Source organism: Pseudorhodobacter sp. MZDSW-24AT (assembly GCF_002794355.1).
Lineage (GTDB): Bacteria > Pseudomonadota > Alphaproteobacteria > Rhodobacterales > Rhodobacteraceae > Pseudotabrizicola.
In genome coordinates, this window is sequence record NZ_PGOI01000006.1 from 1 (window position 1) to 22,045 (window position 22,045).

Below are 22,045 nucleotides of genomic sequence, written 5' to 3' on the forward strand. Positions count from 1 at the left end.
ATAATGTCGCGTCGACAGGTGCGGGGTGCCGTGGATCCGGCTGGGCCACAGGAACTCCAGTCCGAACATTTCGGGATTGTGACTCCAGCGCTCGAGGGACAGCGGCGTCGCCTCGGTGATCTCGAACCGGACCGGTCTCCCGTCTTGCTCTGGATCTTCGAGGTTCGTTCCTTGACCCGCCCTGCGGCGAAGACATCCCGGACCCTGAGGCCGACGAGATCGCAACCGCGCAACTTGCTGTCAACGGCCATGTTGAACAGCGCCAGGTCGCGCGCATTGCCCGCCATCTCGAGGCGGACGCGTATGGACCAAACATGCCGGGGCAGCAGCGGGCGTTTCTGCCCGATGATGCGTCCCTTGTTCCAAGGGGCGCGGACAGGATGGAGGACGGGAAGAAAATCGACGGACATGGGACTACCTCCTGTCCGCCGGGCCGACCCTTCTTCGGTCATGCCGACCACTACAGGATACCACGTCTCAGGCCGGGAGGGGGAGCGTCGGGCGGATTGCCGACTTTCGCTGCGCGTGCAAAAGACACACTGTCTGAAACATGAAAGCGGCAATTATGGTCTCAGCGTTAGCGCCCTGCCATGCTACACGAAGCACGACGTGACCTACCCCCGATTTCAGGGTCACTCGTAATTCGAGCCTGATGCCACGAAAGCCTAGTCTGAGCCCTAAGTGCAGAATGATACACGATGGGCCACTGTCGATTGCCAAACCCACTACGCTTGCGTTCGCATCATCTCGCGGATCAGATCATTTGTCTCTGGTCTCGTCGTTTGGTGCCGATATCGAAGGGCCAAAACAGTTCTTGATATTTCAAGGCCATCGATTGGTATAGACACTAGGCCGATGTCCAAAGGAATAGCTGTGACTGGCAGGATCACCGCACCCGATCCCTGTCGGGCAAGTTCGACCAACCAATCCACGCGATTTGACCGATAGGCGGCGTAAAGTTCGTGACCATGATCCGCGCAGGTTCCATGCAAAGTATCCCGCATTTCGCAATTCAGTCGGTCAAGCATGTCAGTTTGAGCAAGCGTCGAAAGAGAAATCGCCTTTAGTTCAGACAACGGATGCGACTTTGAAACCACAACCTTGTAGTCCTCTTCATAGAGATAATCTATACGATAGAGGTCTGCACTGACCTTGTCCGCGGTGACGACAACGTCAAAGTCACCATCTCGCAACCCGCCAAGAAGCTCGGAGGATGATGCAACAATCAATTCGATTTCGGCTTGCGGTAACCGCTTACGCGTACGCTCCATAGCTGCCGAAATCAGGTTGTGGCCAATCGTTTCGCCGACACCGAGAGAGATTGGAACCCGCTCCAAACGCATGTGACGGACCGCCTCAGCCTTCGCCTGGCGCGTCTCATCGTAAATCCTCTGCAACCTTGGCAGCATGAGTTTCCCGAGGGCTGTAAGCCTGCATCCTGCACGGTCCCTGACAAAGAGCTCACCTCCAAGCTCGTCTTCAAGCTTCTTGATCGCAGTCGTCAAGGAAGGTTGGGAGACATTGGAGGCACTGGCTGCGTGGGTGAAGTTTCGGTGCTCGCAGAGAGCGAGAAAATACCTGATCTGGTTCATTTCCATCGCCGCATTCTCCGCCACATTTCAACGCAGGCCATCAAAGCAACCTCCATAGTCCATGTCTATCAAAAAATAGAACTTCGGAATTGGAGTCTGACCCATCCGCCATGGGACAAGAGTGCATCGAAACCAAACACGACGAACTTTAAGTCAGGGGACGACCATGAACATGAAAATCCTTCCGATATTCGCCGCACTGGCACTGATCACAACTTCTGCAACTGCACAGGACAATCCAATGGAAAATCATACTGCCAGCTACATCGCCATGCCGGCCGCCGAAGGCCAGAGCGGAGCCTTCGCAGAGTTTCTGGCGGGCGCCGCACCCATCGTGCGAGAAACAGAGCCGGGGACTGTGCTTTGGTTTGCTCTGCAAGCCGAGGATACGCTCGCAATCTTTGACATCTTTGCAGATGAAGACGCACGCGATACTCACTTTTCAGGAGCGGTTGCTGCGGCGTTGAACCAAAATGCCGACACGCTGGTCGACGGAGGATGGCAAGACGGTGTTGTCGCGAATATCAACAACTCCGATGTCCTGTCGGTAAAGGCGCCGGTTGATCTCGACACGGCAACGACCGCAACGTACATCAAGCTCGAAGCTGCTTCGGGTAAAGGCCCCGAACTGGCAGCTTTGCTGACCGCCGCCGGCCCCATCGTTGCAGATACCGAACCAAAAACTTTGTTCTGGGCGGCGCTGCAAATTGACGAGAGCAACTTTGCCATCTTCGACATCTTTGCCGACAACTCTGGCCGCGAAGCGCACTTTGCCGGACAAGTTGCCAAGCTGCTGAATGAAAGGGCTTCGGAACTGGTCGCTGGCGGATGGAACGACGGTGTGGTTGCAAACGTCCGTAATTTTGACATCCTCGCTGCCAAATAATCTTGAGCTGCCTTGAGAAAGAGGTGCCTGGTGCAAACCATCGGGCGCTTTGCTGCTTTAATTGAGATCACGCCAAAGCGGCTGAGTAACCGCAGCGAATCGGCATTTTGTTCCACTCTGCCGACGCTCACCCACCGAAAATGCTGCCGCATATGCAATTGACCGGTCTGGTGAAGCTGCACTGCAGCGCCGGCCACCTTGCCGAGCGGCAGCTATGGGCCGTAAGGGCCGGTCACGCAAACTCGGCAATGATGGCTCTTGTCGTCTGAACCGCCGTCTCCAGCTCGGTCTTCTCCGCCTCCTTAAGCCCCAGAGCTGCCAGATCGAATGACAATTGACTTGCCCCAGCACCACCAGCGGCCACTCGAGCCGCTCGACCCCACGCCCGAACTGATAGCGCTGGTTTCGGATGTGGAGGCTCCTTTGCAGGTGTCTCAGCAACCTTCGACGCGGAAGCTGAACCATTCGCCCCTGCAGCCGCGCGCACCTCCTGCAACTCCTGCTTCAGCTTCTCCACGGTCTCCCGCGTCTCGGTCATCTGCCGATCGCGCCGCAGCCCGTCCTCATCCGGATACGGGAAACTCCCCGCTTGACCCGCGTGAAGCACCTTCAGTGCCGGATCTTCGAAGTACTTGATCCGCCGCGCGCGGATCGGCATCTGCGCGTCGATCACGAGGATCACCTCGTCGAGGTCCATCCGGCGGGCCTGGTCCTCGGTCAGAAGCGGCGTGTCCTCGGTCCGCTCGGAGACGCTGCGCCCCTCGAAGGGGTTGCGCCCGACCGCACGGGACCGTGTGACTACGCGCTTGGTGGTCTTGCCCACAGCCTGGCTCAGTTCCTCGATCGTCTTCTGCTCGGACGGGGTGAGGTAGAGTTTCACGCCTGCGCCGCCCTGAAGCGACCGGCGGGTGTTTTCGCCATAGATCTCGTCCAGCGCCGGAATGGTCTGGGTGACGATGGCGAGGTTTCCGCCGAAGGATCGCAGCGTCTTGATGCTTTCGGCGACGATCGGCATTTTCCCGAGCCGGTCGAATTCATCGAGCATGATCATCACGGGCCAAGGCTCGTCGTCCCCCGGCTCCTGCGCCTGCAACGACGCGATCAGGTCCGAGAAGAACAGCCGGATCAGCGGGGCGAGGGGACGGATCATCTCGGACTCTACCACGAGATAGATCGCGTGCGGGCGGCGTCGGATATCCCGGAAGGAGAAATCCGAGGTCGCGGTGGCCGCGTCGATCGCGCGGTTGTCCCAGGTGTCGAGCCCCGAAGTCATCAGGAGCGACAGGTACGAGGTCAGGGTGTCGTTGTTGGTCGAGGCCATGCGCTCGAAGATCAGCTTGGCCGATGCGTTCTTCACCTCATGCGCTCGCTTCAGATATTCCTTCTGCTTGTCACCACCCGAGGCGGTGATGCGGTAGATTTCGCCGATGGTCGGAACGCCGCGCTCAAAGGCCAGAAGACCGGCCGCGACGAAGAGGTCGATGCCCCCGGCCAGGAGCCCGCTCAGCTTTTCGTTGTCGGTCTGCAGGAAGAGCTTGGCGGTGAGCTTCAACTCCATCTGTTGCCGGTCGGGATTGGTCATCGCCGCGATGCGGGCCAGCGGGTTATAGCGGTGGGTGGGGCGGTCCCAGTCGGTCGGCGCGAACCGAAAGACCTTGTCGCCCATGCTGGCGCGGAAGCGTGATGTCTCGCGGAAGTTCTCGCCCTTTACGTCGAGCACCACGGCCGAGCCCTTGTAGGTGAGCAGGTTCGGAATCACGAAGCCCACGCCCTTGCCTCGGCCCGTGGGCGCCACGATCAGCGCATGCGGGAAGGTCTTCGAGACGAGGAAGGGACGCTTCGATTTCGGAGGGCCAAGCTTGCCGAGAAGGAAGCCGCCGCCAGGTTTGGCGAAGAAGCCGTTGCGCTTCATCTCGCCCCGGGTCTGCCAATGGGTCGTGCCGAAACGCGTCAGGGCATCGCCGAGAAGCGTGACGCTCAGCATCAGCGCGGCAATGCCGAAGCCTGCGAGTATCAGGTTCACCCAGAGGAAGTCCCGAGGGGCACTGGATCCGAGGGCGCGGTATTCCCGCGCGAGTAATGTGACGTCGAAGGCTTGCGTCGACAGCCCATAGCGGATGGACAGGTAGCCCGTGGCCACGACATAGCCGATGGCGAGGCCGACCAGCGTAAGGCTCAGGATCCCGCCTGCGATCTTCCCCTTATCCATGGGTGATCCCTTTCTCGCCATGCGCAGCGTCGTGACGTGCCCGCTGCGCCTCGATCTGCTCCTCGGCCAAGGCATCCAGCACCCGCTCCATGGCGGGGCCGTGAGCCGTCACCTCGCTGCTCTCCAGATAGGCCTTGGCGAGTTCCAGCTGCCGCAACGGGTGCTCAGTGAACTTCTCCAACACATCCGCGTGCCCCGCGCGCAGCGCCGTCACCGCGTTCGGCGTGAGGTTGCGGTCGATCTGGGCGGCGAGGCGCTGGCCGTGAGTCTCGGTGAGCGGTTTCACGTCCTCGGCCTCTGCCCGCTGCAGGAAGGTCATCACATCAGGGGCGGTCTCAGCCATAAAGCGCCGTTCGGCATAGTCCTGCCGCGCTTGATCCTCGATGTCGAAGCTCCGCTCGCTGATATAGGCGCGCGATGCCCCCATGGCGCGCAGGCGATTGATTTCCTCTTGCACCGCCGCCCCGAACTCCTCGTCCGGCATTTCCGCGCGGTAGCGCGCGAGGGTGCGGTCGTCTTCCGTGATCGGGCCGAGATGTTGCATGGGATCCCGCAGCGCGAGGTACATGTCGCCGACGTGGAGTGTGCGGTCCTTTTCCTCGACGGCGAACTCCTGCGGCTTGCGGCTGTCAGTGATCTTGTCCCAGGCTATCGACGCCAGTTCGGCATGATCCGGCGACCGCTCTGCGAAGGCGTTGAAGGCGGCGCGGGCCTCTTCGACCTCGACGGCACCGGCTCGGCGCACGGACGGATCATCAGAGAAGGGATGGTCGAAATCCGTCCGGCGGAACTGAGCAACAAGGTCTTGGAAATTCCGGCGCTCAGACGGGACGAAAATGTCGGGCTCGCCCGCCGCGCGCTCGCGCTCCGGCAGCGTCACGCGCTCGGCCAGGGCAACCGGGTCATCCTTGGTGTCATCCACCTCATCGGCGGCCCGCAGGATGCGCGCATCTGTCAGGGTGTCGCCCAGACGGACATGGACGGCTTCCAGCCTGTCGAGGGCTTTCTCGCGGTCCTCGCCCTTCTCCAGATCGAGATCGCCCGCCTTGGCGATAGCGCGCAGATCCTGCGCCAGCCATTGGCGCTCAAGGGCGGCATTGCCTGCGCCCTCACGCATGCGAGCGGCCACGGCTTCGGGATCGATCCCAGTGCCCTGCAGCGCCTCGCTGAGGCGCGTCTTCACCGCATCGTCGTCGAGGCGCCCCATCTGGTCCTCGCGCATATTGGCCCGCGCATAGACCCCGTCCCGGGACGGTGCGTCGAGGAGGGCGGCCGAGCGTTCACCGAGCGGATTGAGATGCGCAACGGAGGCCAGCACATCGGTGAGCTTGCGCTCAATCTCCGGCCGCTCGGATGCGGGTGCCCGGTCGATCGCCGCTTCGATCTGACGGATGTTCTGAGAAAACTCGGTGATCAGCGTATCAAACGTTGTTTCGTCTTGGGACATGTAGATGGCTCCGTCAGATTGAATCTGACCGCCCCTGGCAAGGATGGTGCTGGCCCGCTCAAGCGCCTCGGCCACGTCATCGAAGTTCGACCGGGACGCCTCGGCCGCCAGACCCCGATAGGTCAGCGCATTGCGCGCCACCGTTTCCAGCGCCGCGGCGAGATCAGCGCCTGTGCGCTGGCGCTCGACGGGCGCTCGGCCTTCGTCACGGGCCTTGTAGACCTCATCAATCTCGGCACGGTAGGTCGTGACCCCCCGGTCGAGACGCCGTGTTGCCTCGAGCCGGATCCCGTGGACCTGTGCCGCCTCGACCATCGCCACCCGGAAGGCGTCGTAGTTGAAGTGGTGATCCTTCCCGAGAAAGAACATTTCGCCATCCTTGCTGCGGCGGTTCAGAACGATATGCGCATGTGGATGCGCGCGATCTTGGTGTATTGCAGCAATATAGTCGAATTGCGACCCCTCACCTTGAAAGAACTGCTCGCAGACTGTTTCCGTGATCGCGCGTACCTCTTCGCCGGTGGTGCCGACGGGAAACGCCATCAGAAGATGCGAGGTATGGCCGAGCTTCGGGCTGTGCCGCTCGCCCCACTGGTTCTCGAAGCGCCGGACAACCCGGTCAATCTCCGCCTCGGTCAGGGTTTTCTTGCCATCATGGGTGCCGCGGCTGTCGAGGATATGGCTCGATTTGGTGGTGAGGTAGGTGAGCTGGGCCTTTAGCTGCGCGCCCGTGTGGCACCCGCCTTTCGAGATCGGCTTGAAGATGGCCGGCGAGTAGCCGCGTGCCGCCCGGACCATCTGCGCGTTCTTCGACAGGCCCTGCCAACTGCCCGAAACCCGGCTCCAGTCGCGATCGAAGAGAGCGGGGCTGACGCCGCGCACCTCACTCCACGCCATGTTTGGCCACCTGCTCCGCTTCCTGCCGCGCCAGACCGGCGAGGGCCTTGGTGACCTCGAGGTCCAGTTCGCGACGCCGCGCGCGGAACATCTCCTGGATCTGGTCGGCCATGTCGAAAACGAGCACCGCGAGATCGCGGATCTCGACATGGCTGGCGGGGGTATAGGGCAGACGCTCGCCTTTGAGCTTTGCCTCGTTCAGGCGGCGCGCGACCTGGTTCACGTTATTGCCGACCCGGTTCAGCGCTGCGCTCAACCCCCTCAGTTCATGCGTCATGCCCTCATCGGGGCGCAAAAGATCGTCAGCGGCCAGCATAAGGCAGCGCATGGCGTCCGAACGATGCGCGATCCCACGTCGCGCGAGAGCCGCATCGAAGCCGCGAAGGTCGCGGTCGGAGACGCGCATGGTCAGCACACGGGTGCGGCTGTCATTGGCGGAGACGGCGGAACGACCCCGGCCGAGCACGTTGTAGACGGTCTTGGGCGAGACCTTCAGCGCCGCACTGATCGCACTGACCGAGACGCCTTTCGCCCGTTCCCGGACGATCTGACGGCGCTCCTGATCGGTCAGTCTGCGACTGCTGCTCATGTGAAGTATACGTTCCTATTTCTTGCCAACTTCGTACAAGCCCGCCTTCTCCCAGCACAAGCGGAGAAGGCCGCAAGGGCTTGTACTCAATGCAGAAAATCGGCCTCTCGGGCCGATTTGACGTCCTTTGGCAAATGCAGCGCGCAAGGCGCTCAATGCAACGCGTCCCGCGTTGCCTGCACCGCGCATCGCGTCCTTTGGACCGCGTTTTGCGCGCCCTGCAGCACGGCTTCTGGCGAGTGGCAGATGGCCCGTGCTGTCCGCATCGCGCGTGGTGCCCGATGGTCCACGTCCCGTGCGGTATGCGTCACGCCTCCTGCGTCGCGCACTATGGCCGATGTCGCATGTCGCGCGTCATCTGGGGACCGCATCGCGCGGACGGGAGAACATCAGGTGTCAAGAGCGTGGTGCTTTTCGCTCCCTGCGCGATGCACCATGGACCCCGTATTCCGCCCAAGGGAACCTGCATCACGTCTTCTGCTTGACGCCGTCGCACACGGGGGTTAGCGACATGGAAACATCTTTGCTGCGTTTCACTATTCTTGCGAGAGGTCCACCCACCATGCCGAACGACAATCTCGTGGTGATCGCTGCGATGGCCCGGAAAGGGGAGAGTGGCAAGACCACGCTCTCGCGCGCCTTGATAAGTGCTGCTGTTGCCGCCGGGCGTCGCGTCCTTCTGATCGATACCGATAGCACCGGCGTGCTCGGCACCTGGCACAAACGGGCTGAAGCCGCGGGGTTGGGATCACCGCTCCTGCGATCTGCGACCGTCGAAAGTGTGGGAGCCGTGGATCGCCGGATCGAGCAGGTCTATGCGGCGGATTCGGCAGATTTTATCTTCATTGATACAGCTGGCGTCGGGGCCGAGTGGTCGGACGGGATCGCCGTTCTGGCCGATCACATCGTAACCCCGGTGATGCTCTCGACCTCCGACCTCGATGTCGGCGCGCAGACCGCCGACTGGTTCGAGAAACTGCGTGCCCGCGTCGATGATCCCGAAAGCCTGCCGCGGCACCACGTCGTTCTGAACATGGTCGACCCCAAGACCACGCGCGCAGATGCGGCCCTCATCGAGGCGGCTATTGCGCGGTTCCCGGTGGTCGAGACCGTGATGATGCGCCGGAATGTCTACAAGGAAATGGACGAGAAGGGCCTCCTGCACGCTGTGGCGTTGCAGAAGCAGGCCGATCCGAACCCCCTCATGCGCCCCCATGTGCGCCACGTGGTCGAGGCTCTCGAAGAAGCGACCGACATCCTCAACAACATCTTGGCCGCGTGAGGACAGGGTTGTGAGGAAGAGAATCCCGACAATCACGCGGCCCGACCGGGCTTATGCTGCATCCCTGCGACCAGAGGTGGTAGAAGACCCGGGAAGGGAAGAGGTTCTACGAGCTCAGACGATGCCAGAAGCTGCAAACGTCGAGCCTGTGGTCTTGGACAGTCACGCTGTTTCGCCGCCAAGTACGCAGCCTGCGCCCGCTCCTCAGCCCAGACCGGAGACGGCCGAGCGTGCTGCATCCGCGGCCATGGTATCTCCCACCCGCCCACGCCGCAGTCCGGCGACGCGCAAGATCGACATCCGGGTGAACGCCCTCGAACGGCAGGAGGACGCCCTGATCGACTGCGGCGTCGATCCGGCCCATGTCATCCGCGCCGCCCTGCGCCGTGCAGTGAAGAACTGGGAGCTCGGGGCCGACTTCGTCCCTCCCGCCGAGGAGCAGCGCACACGGATCACCGAATGGCGTGCACGAACCTCGCTGGCAGTCGATGTCGGCGCTGTGACCACCCTCCTGCGCGCCCACGACCCGCTGGACGTGCTGAGTAAGTGGACCCTGATCCGAGGGCAGTTGGAGCCCCGTGTCTGGGCCGAAATCGACGCGATCATAGTCGAACTCAGCGAAGGCCCCAGTCTACCAACGCCGCAGGACGAATAAAGCGCAGCTCAATTGTTAGCGCGCAAAAAACCGATGCGCGTTGAGCCCAACGGAAACGACAAAAGGTGGCAACGTAAGAGAATAGTGGCCGCAATTCATCCACCTGACGTCAGGCGAGGCCCCTGCACCTCGCAGCTGGTCGACAAACCTCTCGGACAAAGCTGGAAAAACAACCTGATCGCGTCGCGCAAGCACGAGCTGCAGGTCCAGAGAAGGTCGGGCCAATCGATGGGCATAGTTTGTCAGGTTAAGCGGAGCCCAAGCCCGCTGGAAATCTTGAAGCTCAATCTTGCCTTCTAGACTTGTTCGGATGTGTCGCGTTGCCCCGCCCGTCCAAACCATTTCAGCAAGGTCGCCACCGGTGAGCAAGAGGCTCGCCTTGTGCACAGAAAGGTCATGCGCAGCAATCAGGCCCGCCACCCATGACCCAAGACTGATCCCGAGAACTGAAATCTTTCGATATCCGGCGCGCTCTGCAATCCTCACAAGCTGTCGCCCGTCGATCACACCCTGGCGAACAGATTGAAGTGTCCGCCCCAAGTTAGGGCTGAGCATGTAATCCGCGTGCAGAGAACCCAGCCGTTTACGTTCCAGATGGTAGGGCAGTGCCATCTCAAACACGGTGATGCCCCGTTTTGCAAAAAACTGGGCAAGCTGCGCGTTTCGATCAGATGCATTCCAATGATGGAAGACTATTAGGGCGTGATCGGATGACTTTGCCTCCGACACCTTGGCGTACACCGTGTCATTCTCAATCGTTCCGGTCGAAATGTCAGATCGGAAACTCAGAAACCCATCTTGATGGGTAACATCGGAAAGATTTTCGGCTGGGGCGAAGAAGCTGTTCGAACGACCGACCATCATCTCCGCGTGTCTGCAAAATTCAGCAAAGCTTGCCAAATCTTTCGCTTCAGGAAAGGCGCGCCACGGATCAAGCTCAAGCTCTGAGGGATGTTTGACGTCATCACGGCGCCGCATCCTGCGCTCATCCCATTGGTCCAGCCATTTATGGAGCATAATGTGACCCTCCGGTACGGCGCACCAAAAACCTGAACTCAGGATCGAAGAGGCCTAGCAAGGCGACGATTGAAGCCGCAAAAACAAGTATAGAGAAGCCTGGAACGATGCCGGCGAGGACATATGCCATAAACAAAACTGCAATAGCGAGACCGGGACGAAGCGTTTTCCTGTCAGCAGACACCAACTCTCCAAGTCGGACCCGTCCGTAAAGATAGATGGCCATAGCAAGAAACGCGACAAGCAGACTGGTATAATGCGTCAAACCGGGAGATGACGCCCAACTGATAGGCGCAGATTGCAATCCAAATGCGGCCTGTCCATCAGCAATCAGCCAAGCCCAGACGCTAGAGGCAGACGTCAGTCGATAGAGACTTTCAATCTTCATGCAGGTGGCGACGAGCAAGCCAAGTGCCGTATACCGAAATACCCCCCTAAGGATCTCACGGGCGCTTGCGTTTAGCTCATCCGACCGATCAGTTCCCTCTGAAGCCGCCAGGACGGTGCGGATGGCCACAACATCGTCGATCATGTTGGAACACAGGACCATTGCGGCAAAGAACAGATAAAAGCACAGGCACATATAGAGATAGGCTATTCCGGTGAACGCGGTCTGTTCGAAGATCCCAATTTGCTCCGGCTGCACCAGCGCGATCGATCCCCAATCGATGGCCTGATCTCTCGTACCATTCAACAAGGGAAGCAGGCGAACACTTATCCATTGGAACAAGCCTGCAAAGCCAACACAGATCAAGAATACGGTCCAATAGGTATAGCCAGAGGCGGCAACCCTTTTCGACCAAGGCTCTATCTGAGCACCGTCCTCAAAGCCTGCCACGAGCACGGGGCGGCTCACATTTTTCCACTTCGCGAGCAAATCGGCAACGATCGCGAGGCCAAGAGGCAACAAGAGCACAAACAGAACAGTCCAATTCAGCGCCCAGAGAAACCCGACTTGTTTCATCACGCCGTCTTCTCGGACATATGTGAAGCTGTGGATGGACAGGAAATAGGACAAGAATTGAAGCGCGACCGCCCCTGCGAAGACAGCTGCCGGCAGCGACAGCAGGGACCCTCTTGAGAATAACGCTTCGGTAAAGCTTGCCAGATCAAAGCGGCGCGGAGCGCCTTCGACCTGCAGCTCTTCCAAGTCTGCGGCGGCAGTCGAACCTTCGACTTGTTCTGGCTCAGGAGCAAGGTCCTCACGCTTACGAGTTCGCCTTTTGGCGACCAACCTAGATTGGGCTGCACTCAGCGCCGTTTGCCAAGCACTGGTCGCCTCAGGATCATTGCAGCCCAGAACCCGCGCAAGCCAACGTATGTTGGTAGCACTGATGCCCTTCTCATTGTCCTCAAACCAGAGTTGGACAGTGCGCAACTCAATGCCAGCTCGGTTCGCGTCGATTGCAGAGATCGCATCCGCCAAGAGATCGGGCGTCCATGGACCCTGAGGAACGCCATCCTTGTCGACGGGTCGGCCAACCCCAGCAGCCGCGACGCGTGCAAACAGTTCCTTGAAGTCTTCGTCACTTCGCTCTGGCGAGATGAAAAACTTTCCGTTCTTTATCAGCAGCATACAAGGAAACTTTTCGACTAATTTCACACTGGTTCGTAATGGGACGTGATCTCGCATCCGCGTGGCAGCATCTAGCCCGCACAACCTGGGGTAGCAACTGACCACACGCCAATGTCATTCGCACAGCATCTAGCAGGCCAAACTACGCCTGTGCGTCGCTGCGAAAGCGCTGCCCCTCAACCTGAACAACGTCGGAAAATTTCGAATGCCACACGCGAAGAAACCAACGGCAGGGGCCGTCAAATCTCCAGGCCACATGCAATCTCGGCTAACCGCTGAGCCCGTGATGCGGATCCTCTGCAAAAGGACGGACAGGTTGGTGGGATATCTTTACAAATGGAACAATGGCGATCTGCAGCCGGCATGGCTGACTGATGCAGTGGCAAGCATTCGATACGAGCCGATGAGCAAGGCAGCTTAACCTCACGCCCACGACGCGGTGTCTTATGCCCTACAGCAGACAGTGAACACGCTAGCACTTGTCCTGTCGCCAGTTGCCCAACCGACAAGGTATGGAGCGACGGGCCTTTGCTGATACGTTGTGCTCATCACACTCCGGAATCTTTCGGCCCAGATTGATTCAGAAACTGAATTGGACATCGAAAGCTGTTCGGCACAAGGTTTACGCCGGAGGCTACCATGGCTCACACATATCTGCATCGCATCGACCCGAACGCCAACATGGCGCGCTTCTACCATATTGACCTCGCGCCAACCCTTTTTGGTGAGGTTGCAGTCCTGCGCCATTGGGGTCGGATAGGCACAAACGGCCGCACAACGATCGAAACATTGCCGAGTATCAATGAGGCACAGCAGTCCGCGGACCGAACCCTGCGGCAGAAATCGCGTCGAGGCTATAATCCGGTAGACGCAAAACACGGGTAAAATCTACAGCCAACTATCGATCAGCGATGTCGCTGCAAAAGGCCTTCCATCTCGGCGCCCGCCTCAATCGCAATCCGTTCATGCAAGACATCGGCGTGAACCACAGCACTCGTCCCGAGTTGCACATTTCGCGCCGAAACCGACCCAGATATCGACCCCAAGACAGTAAGGTCGTTGGCAATCACCGAGCCTTCAACCCGTCCTGTGGCCGCAACCACAACCTGGGGTGCTTGGACAGATCCGACGATCCGTCCCTCGATATCAAACGCGCCTGCGGAGGTGACGTCACCCTCAATCACCAGGTCAGCCGCCACGATGCTGCGCCGGGCACTTGCTCGTGCAGCCTCCGGCCAGATTGGGAGTTCTTTGCTCTGAGCCATGCCTATGCCTTCAATCAAAATCGACGTGCGTGGACTGGAACAGAAGCGCAACCTTTGGGCAAGTGGCCGAGCAGCGATCGGCGAAGAAGCGCGTTTCCCTTTGTGCGGGAAATAGACAGAGAAAACTTCAATGTTGATAACAGTTATCAATAGGTCTACTTTATAGGGCAAAGATCGGAGGGCCCATGATCAGCGCTGACCTCGGACCGCAGCTTGAAAGTTTCGTCGCAAAACTTGTAGAGACAGGTCGCTATAACTCGAAGAGCGAAGTGCTGCGGGAAGGCATCCGCCTGATCCAAGAACGTGAGGCTCGGCTTTCTTTGCTCGATTTGGCCTTGGCGCGCGGTCTTGATGACGCCGAGAAGGGACGTGTCAAACCCGTGTCCGATGTGGTCACTAGGCTTGAAGCCAAGTATCAAAGCATGGGTAGCGCATCGGGATGAATGTCGATTTCACCAGCGCGGCAGAGGCCGACCTGGAAGCAATCGCAGATCACATCGCGCGAGACAACCCAACGCGCGCCTTGAGCTTCGTGCGCGAACTTTACGAGCGCTGTCTTGATATTGCCGACATGCCAGACGCTTGGCCGATCGTGCCACGTTATGAGCATCATCGCATCCGTCGACGCGTCCATGGTCGCTATCTTATTTTCTACCTTAAAGGCTATGACCGGATCACAATCCTTCACATCCTAAACGGCGCGATGAATGTCGAAGCGATCCTGTTCCCTGAGGGCTGAAGCGCAGTGTTCTGCGGGAAGAGGTGTCTGGTTTACGGAGCCCGAAGGTCGCATCGCATAATTTTGATTATGTAATACTTGGGACTTTCGCCAACCGTTCGGTGCGGCAAGAGCCAACGACCGGATTGGGGCTGCATACCGACTGACGGCTCCAAGTTCAAAGAAATCTAAGCGCAGACATACTCTCGCATAGCTGCTGATGCCGCAAAGGAACACAGGACGACGTCCGAAGGACCTGCGACGCTTCGACAAAACTACCATTTGATCACTTGGGAGATCGGCGAACCAACCGGATAGACGTGCAAACCGAGTGTTTCTCCCGTGCAGTCCGATGCCGCATTTGCTATCTTGAGGTATGACGACGATGGGGGCGCGATGAAGGGTGATTGGGTTAAACGCGGATTGCCAAACGCACCCGTCCTTGTATTTATTCACGGCGTCCTGTCCAGCGGCGAAAGCTGCTGGCGGCATCCAAGCGGAGCCAATTGGCCAGAAATTGCCGCCAAGGATCCGGACATGTCGGCTCTTAGCGTTTACGTTTTTACGTATAGAACGGGTTTTTTCTCCGGAAACTATGGTCTTGTCGACGCAGCCAATGCGTTGAAGGAACATTTTTCCGTCGATGGAGTAAACAGTTCAAAGGAGTTGGTTTTTGTGTGCCATAGCATGGGGGGAATCGTAGCGCGCAGATATCTAGTATCACAAGCCGCCGAACTGATTAGTCGCCAAGTGCAAATCGCGCTTTTCCTTTTGGCTTCGCCATCGCTTGGCTCAGATTACGCCAACTTGGTGAGTCCCCTAGCGAAAATTGTCGGACATCTTCAGGTGGCCGCACTACGTTCTGCCCGTTCTAATGCTTGGTTGCATGAATTGGACCATGACTTTCGGAACTTGAAGGAGCGGGCACTTCTTCCAATATCGGGAAAGGAACTAATTGAAGATCGCTTCGTTGCGTCACGCTGGTTGTTACGCAAACAGGTAGTCGAGCCATTTTCTGGAGCCTGCTATTTTGCCGAACCCTACAAAGTACCTGGGTCGGACCACTTCTCAATCGTGAAGATCGAGAATGAACATGCGATCCAACATCGTCAGCTTAAGCACTTTGTAGCAGAATGGCGTCTGACCAAAACACGGGCGGGCACGGCCGGAGATTCTGTCAAACAAAGTCGCATCAATCCGATAGAATCAGGCCAGGACTCACTAGCTATCTCTTCGAACAACATGCTTTCTACAAAACTCCAAGACATAGCCCCGGGTGGACAACCTTCCCAGACGTCGCTTTCTGCCGTTGAGGAGGCGATAGCCCCTTTCCCCCACGCAAGCTTAGAGGCAATCATGGGCGACCCCGCAACTAAGCATCTTGTCGACCGCTTCTGGGATTTAGACGCAAGCGACCGGCGTGAGATCGCGCTCGAACTTGGCCTAATCAGTGAGGGGGAAGTCGACCTTCCGGAGCTGCAGCGCTACGGTGTTGCGTTGATTCGCGCATCCGAGCGCAACCTCCTTGATCAGCTTGAGAAGCTGGTCAAGGTGCGGGAATAAACAAGGGAGAGCGAGATTAATATGCATATGGACTTTCCGAAACTCTATTCCGAAATTTCGACCGACGGTGCACAGAGGTCCCTGCGTTGGACCGGTGTGGAGAAATTCGTCGGCAGCTATACGAACTCGCGGGTAGAGATGCTCGCCCGTCTTGTATTCCAAACCAAGCCGCCAGCCAGCGGTCACCAGCAGGACGATCTGGCAACCGAACTTGCGGCGTTCCGCAAGACGTTTTCGGATGCCGATCCTTCCATCGAGCATGGCGTTCGGCAAGACCAGATCCTTGCGGCTGCAGCGCTGATGCAATACTTCACAACGAAATCTACAGCGGCGATGGCAGTGATAACGACCGCCTGCAACGGCGCACGCAAGGTTACACTACCAATCGATCTGGTGACGGCGGCTGAGAACGCTCTTTCACAGTTTGCCGCCAGTCGGCGCAAGCGGACCGATCTCGGAAAGGTCGAGATCGAAGTTCCGGAATTGGATTGTGAGTTGGACTTCTCTTCAGCTCAGGCCAACGCGCCGTCTACGTTCAAGGGCGTATTCGATCAACTTGCCGAAGCGGTGGACCAAGCCCTCGCCGACGTCGTCACCAAGTTCAATGCGTCGACGAAGATCTTGGTCCACGCCAACAAGAAGGCAGACGAGGAGCTAGATATGCTTTCCTGGGTATTCGGGCAAAGGGCCCTGATGCCCGACCAACCGTTCACCGACGTCCCAGCCACTCAGAAGCCGCTCGTCCTCGCTCGAGATTTGGCCTCGCTGACCACTATCGTTCCCGGTCCCAACTCAGTGCCGGCACTGTTGGCACGGGCGGGCGTCGATTGCACCGGACATTTGAGGATCGTAGATGCGGTGAACGCAGTCACGGATGACTGGACTGCAGCGGCCTTGAAGAATTGCAAGCCGTCCCCCGCGACCTCTCCAATCCACTTCGCTCTCTTGAAGCGGCAGGAGACCGGGCCCGGTGATGGTTGGATCGCGGGCTGGGCCGCCATCACAGGAATCGACCATGCCGCAGCGATGTCCCCCTTGGCCCTAGCGGAGTTATTCTACCGCGAAAACCTTTGGCTGCGTTGATCCCAAATGGCAGAAACAGAGATAATTTGCGCGAACCGCGAATGCCGCATCGCTCAAGGCGGTAAGTGCGTCGAAGGCCACGATGATCTCACAAAATGCCCTTTTTACGGTAGGGAACCCGAGGAGCTGGACGACGAGCAGGTCGGTGACGGTCAGGAATCTACCAGCGTGTTCGACGGCGTCCATTTGCCCGACGCTCTCCCGCTAGATAGTGGGGGCGCCGACAAGATACTAGCCATGCTGCCGTCGCGTATGATCGGCCTGATCGGGGCTTACGATTCCGGTAAAACGAGCGTCATCGCGGGTCTATTTGACCTTTTCCAGCTGCGGGCGGTTTCCGACAGCGTCTTCGCTGGATCTTCGACGCTGCACGGTTTCGAAATGATTTGCCACGATGCAAGGGTCGCGTCGGAACGCAACGAGCCGCACTCCGAGCGCACCAAGCGGGGTGAGGTTCGGTTCTACCATATTGACGTGCAGCGTAATGGTGTACTCCAGTCACTTCTGATTGCCGACCGTTCGGGAGAGGAGTACGAGGAAGTTGCAGATCTCGCGGCGAACGCGGCTGGCATGTTCGAACTGCGGCGGGCAGATGTAATCACCATACTAGTGGACGGGCGGCGGCTCACATCACCTAGTGATCGTGCGGACGTCATGGGGGCCATCCCACTCATTGTCCGTGGCATGGCCGAGAACGGCGCATTCTTGAGGAAGCCAAACCTTGCCATTGTGCTGACCAAAAATGACGCCGTACAGGCATCGCCCCGTAAGGATCGAGTCGAGCAGGACTTCAGAGCAATTGCCGACCATGTCCGAGATGCGTTCGCCGACCACTTCGGCGAGTTCGGAACCTTCGTCACCTCCGCCTCGCCCGCAGATGTGAACCTCGTGCGCGGCGCAGGCTTGGATGAGTTGCTGGACTTCTGGCTGAGACCGAGCGCGCAGCCGAAGGCAATTCGGGTCCGCCACCGAAACGGTCGAGTGTTCGATGGCCTCAGGATCAAGGAGATGGATGGTGGCTGACAGCATCAAGAAACAAGTCTCGATCTCGATCATCGGCCTACCTGGATCCGGTAAGACGACCTTTATAGCGGCGCTTTGGGAACTGGTGAACGAACCTAGACTCCAGAAGGCACTTACCATCGAGTCGATCGGGAAGAACGATCACAGCTATTTGCGAAAGATCGTGAGGGTCTGGCGGAAGGCGACTGAACAAGCTCGGACCAGGCTCACCGGTCTTAGCGCAGTAAGAATGAACCTGCAGGACCTTCACGGGAACGTGGTCGAGGTCGCCCTGCCCGATGCTCCTGGCGAAGATTTCCGTGCGATGTGGGAGAACCGCGAGCTCGGGCGCGTGCTCGGCGAGAGTCTAGCAGACGGAAACATCATGCTCCTTGTCAACGGCAACAAGGTGAAGGCGCCTGCTTGGGTCACTGAGCGAGCCGCGCAGCGCAGGGCGACGGGTAGGCAGAAGGTCGAGGCACTCGCGAAGGAGTGGCATCCGAGTCTCGCCCCGACCCAGGTGCAACTGGTGGATCTCCTCCAACTGATTTCGCACCCGCCTGTTGGGCGAGCCGGACGCAGGCTCGTCGTTATGATCAGCGCCTGGGACAAAGTTGAGGGGGAGAGGCTCACACCGGACGCCTTCCTGACCGCGAAAATGCCACTGCTCTCACAGTACATCGAAGCCGGTCGCGACGGCTGGACGAGCCGAGTTTACGGCGTTAGTGCGCAGGGCGGAGAGTACGACGGGAATGACGACAACACCGAACCGGTCGAAGACGGAGCTTCGAAGAAGAAGACGATGAAGGGTCGCGACGCGGACCGGCTACGCGAAGTGGACATCCCGGCTGACCGCATCCGCCTCGTCTTCGGCGAGCAAGAGTCGACGGACCTGACCGAACCGTTGCAATGGCTTATGCATTGAACATGGACCGCATAAGGCTTGAACAGACGCTCCACGGGTACAGCGAGGGCCATCGGCTGATCTACGGATCGTTCAAGCCACCGCAGTCCGATGCGCGCAACATGCTGGTGCTGAGCGACGCTTCCGCTAGCGGCAGCCGCATCCCGTCGGAGGGCTACCTCACCGGCTACCCGCTTGCTGAATCGGGCAAATACGTGCTTGCTCGGACGTGGGCAGCACCTGAGATGAGCCGGCCGGGCTGCGTGTGGACCCATTCGCTTCTGATTGACTTTGGGGACCTTGCGCGTCTGGGCTCGGCACTCAGCCTGCTCGATTGCTTCCGGCGTCCATCTGGGGGGGGCGGCTCCGAGTATGCTGCACGGCTGGAGGTCGCCGTGACGAGGACGCCGATGGTTGTGCCAGCCCACGATGTCGACCGAGCCGGCCAATGGGCAAATGCGCTCTACGGTAAACCGAAGAACAGGATCATCGCTGAACGCGAGGGTCCCGGCGACGACGTCCTAGTGTTGGCGATCTGGATGCAGCAGTGGCCCCGATTGCGGCGAGCCTTCCGCTTCAGCTCTTTCTCTGCGGACGATCGCTCGACGTCGGCGGACACCTTCGACCTCCAGCTCGTGGATGCGGGCCGAGCAACTCGATCGAAAATGCCGGACAGCATCGTCGCAACTGCGGTCAAACAGGGCGACTGGCTTGATGCTCTCGTCGACGACCTAGTGCTGCCTGAGCGATCGCACCTTCGGCAATTCCTTCGGGACGTGGGATCAGACGTCACTAACGGCCGAGCGGCGATGGTTCCACTGATCCACCTGCACGGGGCATTGGAGCCGGAGGCCGGTCAGTCGAAGTTGGCGACCGCCGTTTCCGAACTCGAGAGGTTGGGTTCTGGACAGGGCCGGATGGGACGGGCCGCAGCCGCGCGAGTCGTGCTAACGCAATCTGTGGTCGACGACCACCAGCTATTGGATTTCGCGTTTCAGCAGGTCCGAGCAGACCGCGACCTGCTCGGAGTCGACCCGGCCATCGTTGGCCGCGCTGTCCTACGCTGGAGACCCGATCTGCTCGCCGACGGTTTAGCCGAGGAGGGTCCGCTGCAGAAAGCGGTCGCAGCGGCCCTTCCGGGAGCCGACCCCGAAGAGCTCGTGCACGCGCTTAACGTCATGCCTGCGGCAGCCGCGGCAGTGCTTTTGTCCCGCCCGGACGTCCTCGAACACGCGTCGTTTTGGCGGATCACCGCCATCGACGCCTTGGCACTGATCCGCTCGCTAGACATTGATCAAGAGCATGCGACGCGAATCGTCGGCGCAATTGCGGAGGCCGAAAGAGACGACTGTTCGCGGATGGTGGTCGACTGCTTTGGCATCAGTCCGGTGTTGAACATCCTATCTGGGATGGATGTCGTAGGGATTCGCTCAAGAATGGGCTGGATCCGTGCCATTGCCCAGCGAACGAACGACATAGCTGAAAAGATGTCAGATGGAGGGCTTGCGCACCGGCCGTTGCTCTTAGTCCTCGCAGAAGTCCTCGACCCCGACGCTGTGCCGAACAGCGTTGGGACAGACCCTTGGGTAGTGGCCGTCGAGCGCACGAGGACTTCTGACGACGTTGCGTCCGAAGACCTGCTCGCTGCTTTCCTATTCAACCGCGCCAGAGGATGGCGATCAACGTCGAGGGGCCGACTTTTCTTTCTCTCCGTACAACGTCTTCACGAGGCCATGGCCCGGGAGCGCCTCTCGGACGCTGCTTGGCGCATAGCTAAGCAGCGACTGCCCTATGGTTCGGCCTGGCGTGATTGGGACCAATGCGAGAAGCTACGTCGCGCTGTCGTTGAGGAATTCGTAGACCGGGACCTTCCACCAATTGAGTTCGGAACTGTCGTGAACGACGGCTACCTCTGGAAAGAGCTGGTCGACCTCGCCGCCGACACCTGGCGGGGGCGGAAGTATCTGGACAAAGTGCGCAGTGCACTTCGCGGCGGTCCCGAAAGTTGGTGGGATGAGCGCGCTAAGCTGATCGATCTACTCGTCAAATAGCAACGAGTTAGGGATCCGGTTGCTTTGGTGACGCAGGGATCTCTCTGCTACGCTTGACTTGTCTCTTGGCCCGGCGGGTTTCCCCGCCGAGTATGGTCTTGGTCGGCTTTAGAAGCCGACCTCGTCGTCGCGGTCGCGATCGACCAGCTCGGGGCCTTCGCCCTCGGCCGTCTTCGGGCGGCTGAGGAAGTCGACCTTCTCGGCGATGATCTCGCAGCCGTAGCAGTCGACACCCGCCGCATCGGTCCACTTCGTGTAGTGGATGCGGCCCTGGACCAAGACCTTCATACCCTTCTCGCAGTTCTCGGCGACCGACTTGCCGAGGCCGTTGAAGCAGGTGATGCGGTGCCATTCGGTGTCCATCACGCGGTAGCCGTGCTCGTCGCGGATCGGGCGGCCTTCCGACAGGCGGGGGCGCGAGGTGGCGAGTGTGAAGTGGGTGATCTTCGTGCCGCCCTGGGTGACGCGAGCTTCCGGGGCCTGACCGATGTTGCCGGCGAGGATGACGATGTTCTGCATGGTGTTTCTTCTGTGTCTGGTGCGAGGGACCATCCCTTCGACAAGACCCGGCAGAAGCCTGGCGGGAGACGTCTGCACGGCTGGGCCAAGGGACCAGCCGGAAACCCCCGAGGGGCCGGGGTGGAGCGGGCAGGACGCTTTGCGGCCAACACGGCCCGGACAGGAGCGGGGTTGCGGGCAGGAAACCGAACAGGCTTAGGGGATTGTCAGTCGAAGGGGAGGTGCCTCAACCAGACCACAGGGGGAGAGGAACCCAAGCAGACGAGTTCAGCCGACCTCATCCGGCAATGTCAGGCCCACGAAGAACCGTCCCGAAAAGGGGAGAATGAGATCAGCACGCCCACCCATGCTCCCTGCCTCAAGGTCAGGGTATCGCCCTACCCCGCGCCGAGACTGCGGAGCCGCTGGAACACCGAGCAGCACCTGAACACCGGAATTCAATCTAAAGGCAGGGGCGCCGATAGAACTGCCGAATGGGCAAGATGTTCAGATCTGTGACCGGCCTCACCACGGAAGACCAATGCGCGGCGGTGTTGCATACGACGAACAGAGACCATCGCTGCGAAGGACGACAGCGTCACTGACTGGAACGGGCCTCGGCCATCCAAGCGTCGACAATTGCGACGAGGTATGGTTCTGAAAGCCGATCGGTCACTTGCCAGGCGGCGGACCCACTGTGGCGGTTTTCAGGCCAAGTCGTCGAGTTTCACAACAGGTAGTGCAATCTAAGCGATCGTGCCTACATTTTGCATAGAAGATCGGGGCGGGCCGAGATGATGTGTGGTGCCGT

19 protein-coding genes and 1 pseudogene are annotated in these 22,045 nt (G+C 59.5%); 11 read left to right on the forward strand and 9 right to left on the reverse strand.

What is annotated here, in order from left to right; genetic code table 11:
* Both CUR21_RS18860 and CUR21_RS05230 read right to left on the reverse strand, forming a co-directional pair.
* Positions 1–410, reverse strand: a pseudogene (locus tag CUR21_RS18860) (integrase); the annotation flags it as partial.
* A 315-nt stretch (positions 411–725) separates the two neighbouring features.
* A complete protein-coding gene (locus CUR21_RS05230; RefSeq protein ID WP_100195979.1) occupies positions 726–1,598 on the reverse strand; it encodes a LysR family transcriptional regulator in 873 nt (290 codons plus the stop codon).
* Between the two features lie 160 nt (positions 1,599–1,758).
* On the opposite strand from CUR21_RS05230, the gene CUR21_RS05235 reads away from it, so the two are divergent.
* Positions 1,759–2,478 (forward strand): hypothetical protein, encoded by a 720-nt coding sequence (locus CUR21_RS05235; protein ID WP_100195980.1) that lies wholly within the window; start codon positions 1,759–1,761, stop codon positions 2,476–2,478.
* Between the two features lie 232 nt (positions 2,479–2,710).
* Here CUR21_RS05235 and CUR21_RS05240 read toward each other — a convergent pair whose 3' ends face one another.
* From CUR21_RS05240 to CUR21_RS05250, 3 genes are read right to left on the reverse strand one after another with little or no spacing between them, the layout of a single operon-like run.
* On the reverse strand, positions 2,711–4,687 hold the full coding sequence (locus CUR21_RS05240) for a type IV secretory system conjugative DNA transfer family protein (protein WP_100195981.1): 1,977 nt from the start codon (positions 4,685–4,687) through the stop codon (positions 2,711–2,713).
* A complete protein-coding gene (locus CUR21_RS05245; RefSeq protein WP_100195982.1) occupies positions 4,680–7,031 on the reverse strand; it encodes a relaxase/mobilization nuclease domain-containing protein in 2,352 nt (783 codons plus the stop codon). Before CUR21_RS05245 ends, CUR21_RS05240 begins: the two co-directional genes overlap by 8 nt.
* On the reverse strand, positions 7,018–7,620 hold the full coding sequence (locus tag CUR21_RS05250) for a helix-turn-helix domain-containing protein (RefSeq protein WP_100195983.1): 603 nt from the start codon (positions 7,618–7,620) through the stop codon (positions 7,018–7,020). The genes CUR21_RS05245 and CUR21_RS05250 overlap by 14 nt, the downstream gene beginning before the upstream one ends.
* A 562-nt stretch (positions 7,621–8,182) precedes the next feature.
* On the opposite strand from CUR21_RS05250, the gene CUR21_RS05255 reads away from it, so the two are divergent.
* Both CUR21_RS05255 and CUR21_RS18865 read left to right on the forward strand, forming a co-directional pair.
* On the forward strand, positions 8,183–8,902 hold the full coding sequence (locus tag CUR21_RS05255; RefSeq protein WP_100195984.1) for a ParA family protein: 720 nt from the start codon (positions 8,183–8,185) through the stop codon (positions 8,900–8,902).
* 247 nt (positions 8,903–9,149) lie between these two features.
* A complete protein-coding gene (locus tag CUR21_RS18865) occupies positions 9,150–9,557 on the forward strand; it encodes a hypothetical protein (protein WP_232622695.1) in 408 nt (135 codons plus the stop codon).
* A 15-nt stretch (positions 9,558–9,572) separates the two neighbouring features.
* On the opposite strand, the gene CUR21_RS05265 is transcribed toward CUR21_RS18865, so the two are convergent.
* Both CUR21_RS05265 and CUR21_RS05270 read right to left on the reverse strand, forming a co-directional pair.
* Positions 9,573–10,574, reverse strand: a complete 1,002-nt coding sequence (locus CUR21_RS05265) for a S9 family peptidase (RefSeq protein ID WP_100195986.1) — start codon at positions 10,572–10,574, stop codon at positions 9,573–9,575.
* Positions 10,564–12,150 (reverse strand): RcgA family putative transporter, encoded by a 1,587-nt coding sequence (locus tag CUR21_RS05270; RefSeq protein WP_232622696.1) that lies wholly within the window; start codon positions 12,148–12,150, stop codon positions 10,564–10,566. Before CUR21_RS05270 ends, CUR21_RS05265 begins: the two co-directional genes overlap by 11 nt.
* 639 nt (positions 12,151–12,789) lie before the next feature.
* Here CUR21_RS05270 and CUR21_RS05275 point away from each other — a divergent pair.
* A complete protein-coding gene (locus tag CUR21_RS05275) occupies positions 12,790–13,035 on the forward strand; it encodes a WGR domain-containing protein (protein WP_100195987.1) in 246 nt (81 codons plus the stop codon).
* A 20-nt stretch (positions 13,036–13,055) separates the two neighbouring features.
* On the opposite strand, the gene CUR21_RS05280 is transcribed toward CUR21_RS05275, so the two are convergent.
* Positions 13,056–13,565: a polymer-forming cytoskeletal protein gene (locus CUR21_RS05280; protein WP_232622697.1), complete on the reverse strand. Its 510-nt coding sequence runs from the start codon at positions 13,563–13,565 to the stop codon at positions 13,056–13,058.
* A 35-nt stretch (positions 13,566–13,600) separates the two neighbouring features.
* Here CUR21_RS05280 and CUR21_RS05285 point away from each other — a divergent pair, with 35 nt between their 5' ends.
* The 7 genes from CUR21_RS05285 (at position 13,601) to CUR21_RS05315 (ending at position 20,736) form a co-directional block, all read left to right on the forward strand.
* A complete protein-coding gene (locus CUR21_RS05285) occupies positions 13,601–13,858 on the forward strand; it encodes a type II toxin-antitoxin system ParD family antitoxin (protein WP_100195989.1) in 258 nt (85 codons plus the stop codon).
* On the forward strand, positions 13,855–14,154 hold the full coding sequence (locus CUR21_RS05290; RefSeq protein WP_100195990.1) for a type II toxin-antitoxin system RelE/ParE family toxin: 300 nt from the start codon (positions 13,855–13,857) through the stop codon (positions 14,152–14,154). Before CUR21_RS05285 ends, CUR21_RS05290 begins: the two co-directional genes overlap by 4 nt.
* Before the next feature lie 375 nt (positions 14,155–14,529).
* A complete protein-coding gene (locus CUR21_RS05295; protein ID WP_157791936.1) occupies positions 14,530–15,696 on the forward strand; it encodes an alpha/beta fold hydrolase in 1,167 nt (388 codons plus the stop codon).
* Positions 15,697–15,717: 21 nt separating this feature from the next.
* The gene (locus CUR21_RS05300) at positions 15,718–16,779 is read left to right on the forward strand and encodes a GTPase-associated system all-helical protein GASH (RefSeq protein WP_100195992.1); all 1,062 of its coding nucleotides are present in this window, start codon (positions 15,718–15,720) and stop codon (positions 16,777–16,779) included.
* Positions 16,780–16,785: 6 nt separating this feature from the next.
* Positions 16,786–17,802: a hypothetical protein gene (locus CUR21_RS05305; RefSeq protein ID WP_100195993.1), complete on the forward strand. Its 1,017-nt coding sequence runs from the start codon at positions 16,786–16,788 to the stop codon at positions 17,800–17,802.
* Entirely contained in the window at positions 17,795–18,706 is a 912-nt protein-coding gene (locus tag CUR21_RS05310; RefSeq protein WP_157791937.1) for a hypothetical protein, read from the forward strand. The genes CUR21_RS05305 and CUR21_RS05310 overlap by 8 nt, the downstream gene beginning before the upstream one ends.
* The gene (locus tag CUR21_RS05315; protein WP_100195995.1) at positions 18,691–20,736 is read left to right on the forward strand and encodes a hypothetical protein; all 2,046 of its coding nucleotides are present in this window, start codon (positions 18,691–18,693) and stop codon (positions 20,734–20,736) included. Before CUR21_RS05310 ends, CUR21_RS05315 begins: the two co-directional genes overlap by 16 nt.
* Positions 20,737–20,844: 108 nt before the next feature.
* Here the strand turns inward: CUR21_RS05315 and CUR21_RS05320 are convergent, their stop codons facing one another.
* Positions 20,845–21,255: a single-stranded DNA-binding protein gene (locus CUR21_RS05320; protein WP_100195996.1), complete on the reverse strand. Its 411-nt coding sequence runs from the start codon at positions 21,253–21,255 to the stop codon at positions 20,845–20,847.
* Between the last annotated feature and the right edge of the window lie 790 nt (positions 21,256–22,045).

Coding starts and splice junctions, on each gene's coding strand:
- CUR21_RS05230 (WP_100195979.1), bottom strand. CDS start 1,598: ATGGAAATGAACCAGATCAGGTATTTTCTCGCTCTCTGCGAGCACCGA.
- CUR21_RS05235 (WP_100195980.1), top strand. CDS start 1,759: ATGAACATGAAAATCCTTCCGATATTCGCCGCACTGGCACTGATCACA.
- CUR21_RS05240 (WP_100195981.1), bottom strand. CDS start 4,687: ATGGATAAGGGGAAGATCGCAGGCGGGATCCTGAGCCTTACGCTGGTC.
- CUR21_RS05245 (WP_100195982.1), bottom strand. CDS start 7,031: ATGGCGTGGAGTGAGGTGCGCGGCGTCAGCCCCGCTCTCTTCGATCGC.
- CUR21_RS05250 (WP_100195983.1), bottom strand. CDS start 7,620: ATGAGCAGCAGTCGCAGACTGACCGATCAGGAGCGCCGTCAGATCGTC.
- CUR21_RS05255 (WP_100195984.1), top strand. CDS start 8,183: ATGCCGAACGACAATCTCGTGGTGATCGCTGCGATGGCCCGGAAAGGG.
- CUR21_RS18865 (WP_232622695.1), top strand. CDS start 9,150: ATGGTATCTCCCACCCGCCCACGCCGCAGTCCGGCGACGCGCAAGATC.
- CUR21_RS05265 (WP_100195986.1), bottom strand. CDS start 10,574: ATGCTCCATAAATGGCTGGACCAATGGGATGAGCGCAGGATGCGGCGC.
- CUR21_RS05270 (WP_232622696.1), bottom strand. CDS start 12,150: ATGCTGCTGATAAAGAACGGAAAGTTTTTCATCTCGCCAGAGCGAAGT.
- CUR21_RS05275 (WP_100195987.1), top strand. CDS start 12,790: ATGGCTCACACATATCTGCATCGCATCGACCCGAACGCCAACATGGCG.
- CUR21_RS05285 (WP_100195989.1), top strand. CDS start 13,601: ATGATCAGCGCTGACCTCGGACCGCAGCTTGAAAGTTTCGTCGCAAAA.
- CUR21_RS05290 (WP_100195990.1), top strand. CDS start 13,855: ATGAATGTCGATTTCACCAGCGCGGCAGAGGCCGACCTGGAAGCAATC.
- CUR21_RS05295 (WP_157791936.1), top strand. CDS start 14,530: ATGAAGGGTGATTGGGTTAAACGCGGATTGCCAAACGCACCCGTCCTT.
- CUR21_RS05300 (WP_100195992.1), top strand. CDS start 15,718: ATGCATATGGACTTTCCGAAACTCTATTCCGAAATTTCGACCGACGGT.
- CUR21_RS05305 (WP_100195993.1), top strand. CDS start 16,786: ATGGCAGAAACAGAGATAATTTGCGCGAACCGCGAATGCCGCATCGCT.
- CUR21_RS05315 (WP_100195995.1), top strand. CDS start 18,691: ATGGCTTATGCATTGAACATGGACCGCATAAGGCTTGAACAGACGCTC.
- CUR21_RS05320 (WP_100195996.1), bottom strand. CDS start 21,255: ATGCAGAACATCGTCATCCTCGCCGGCAACATCGGTCAGGCCCCGGAA.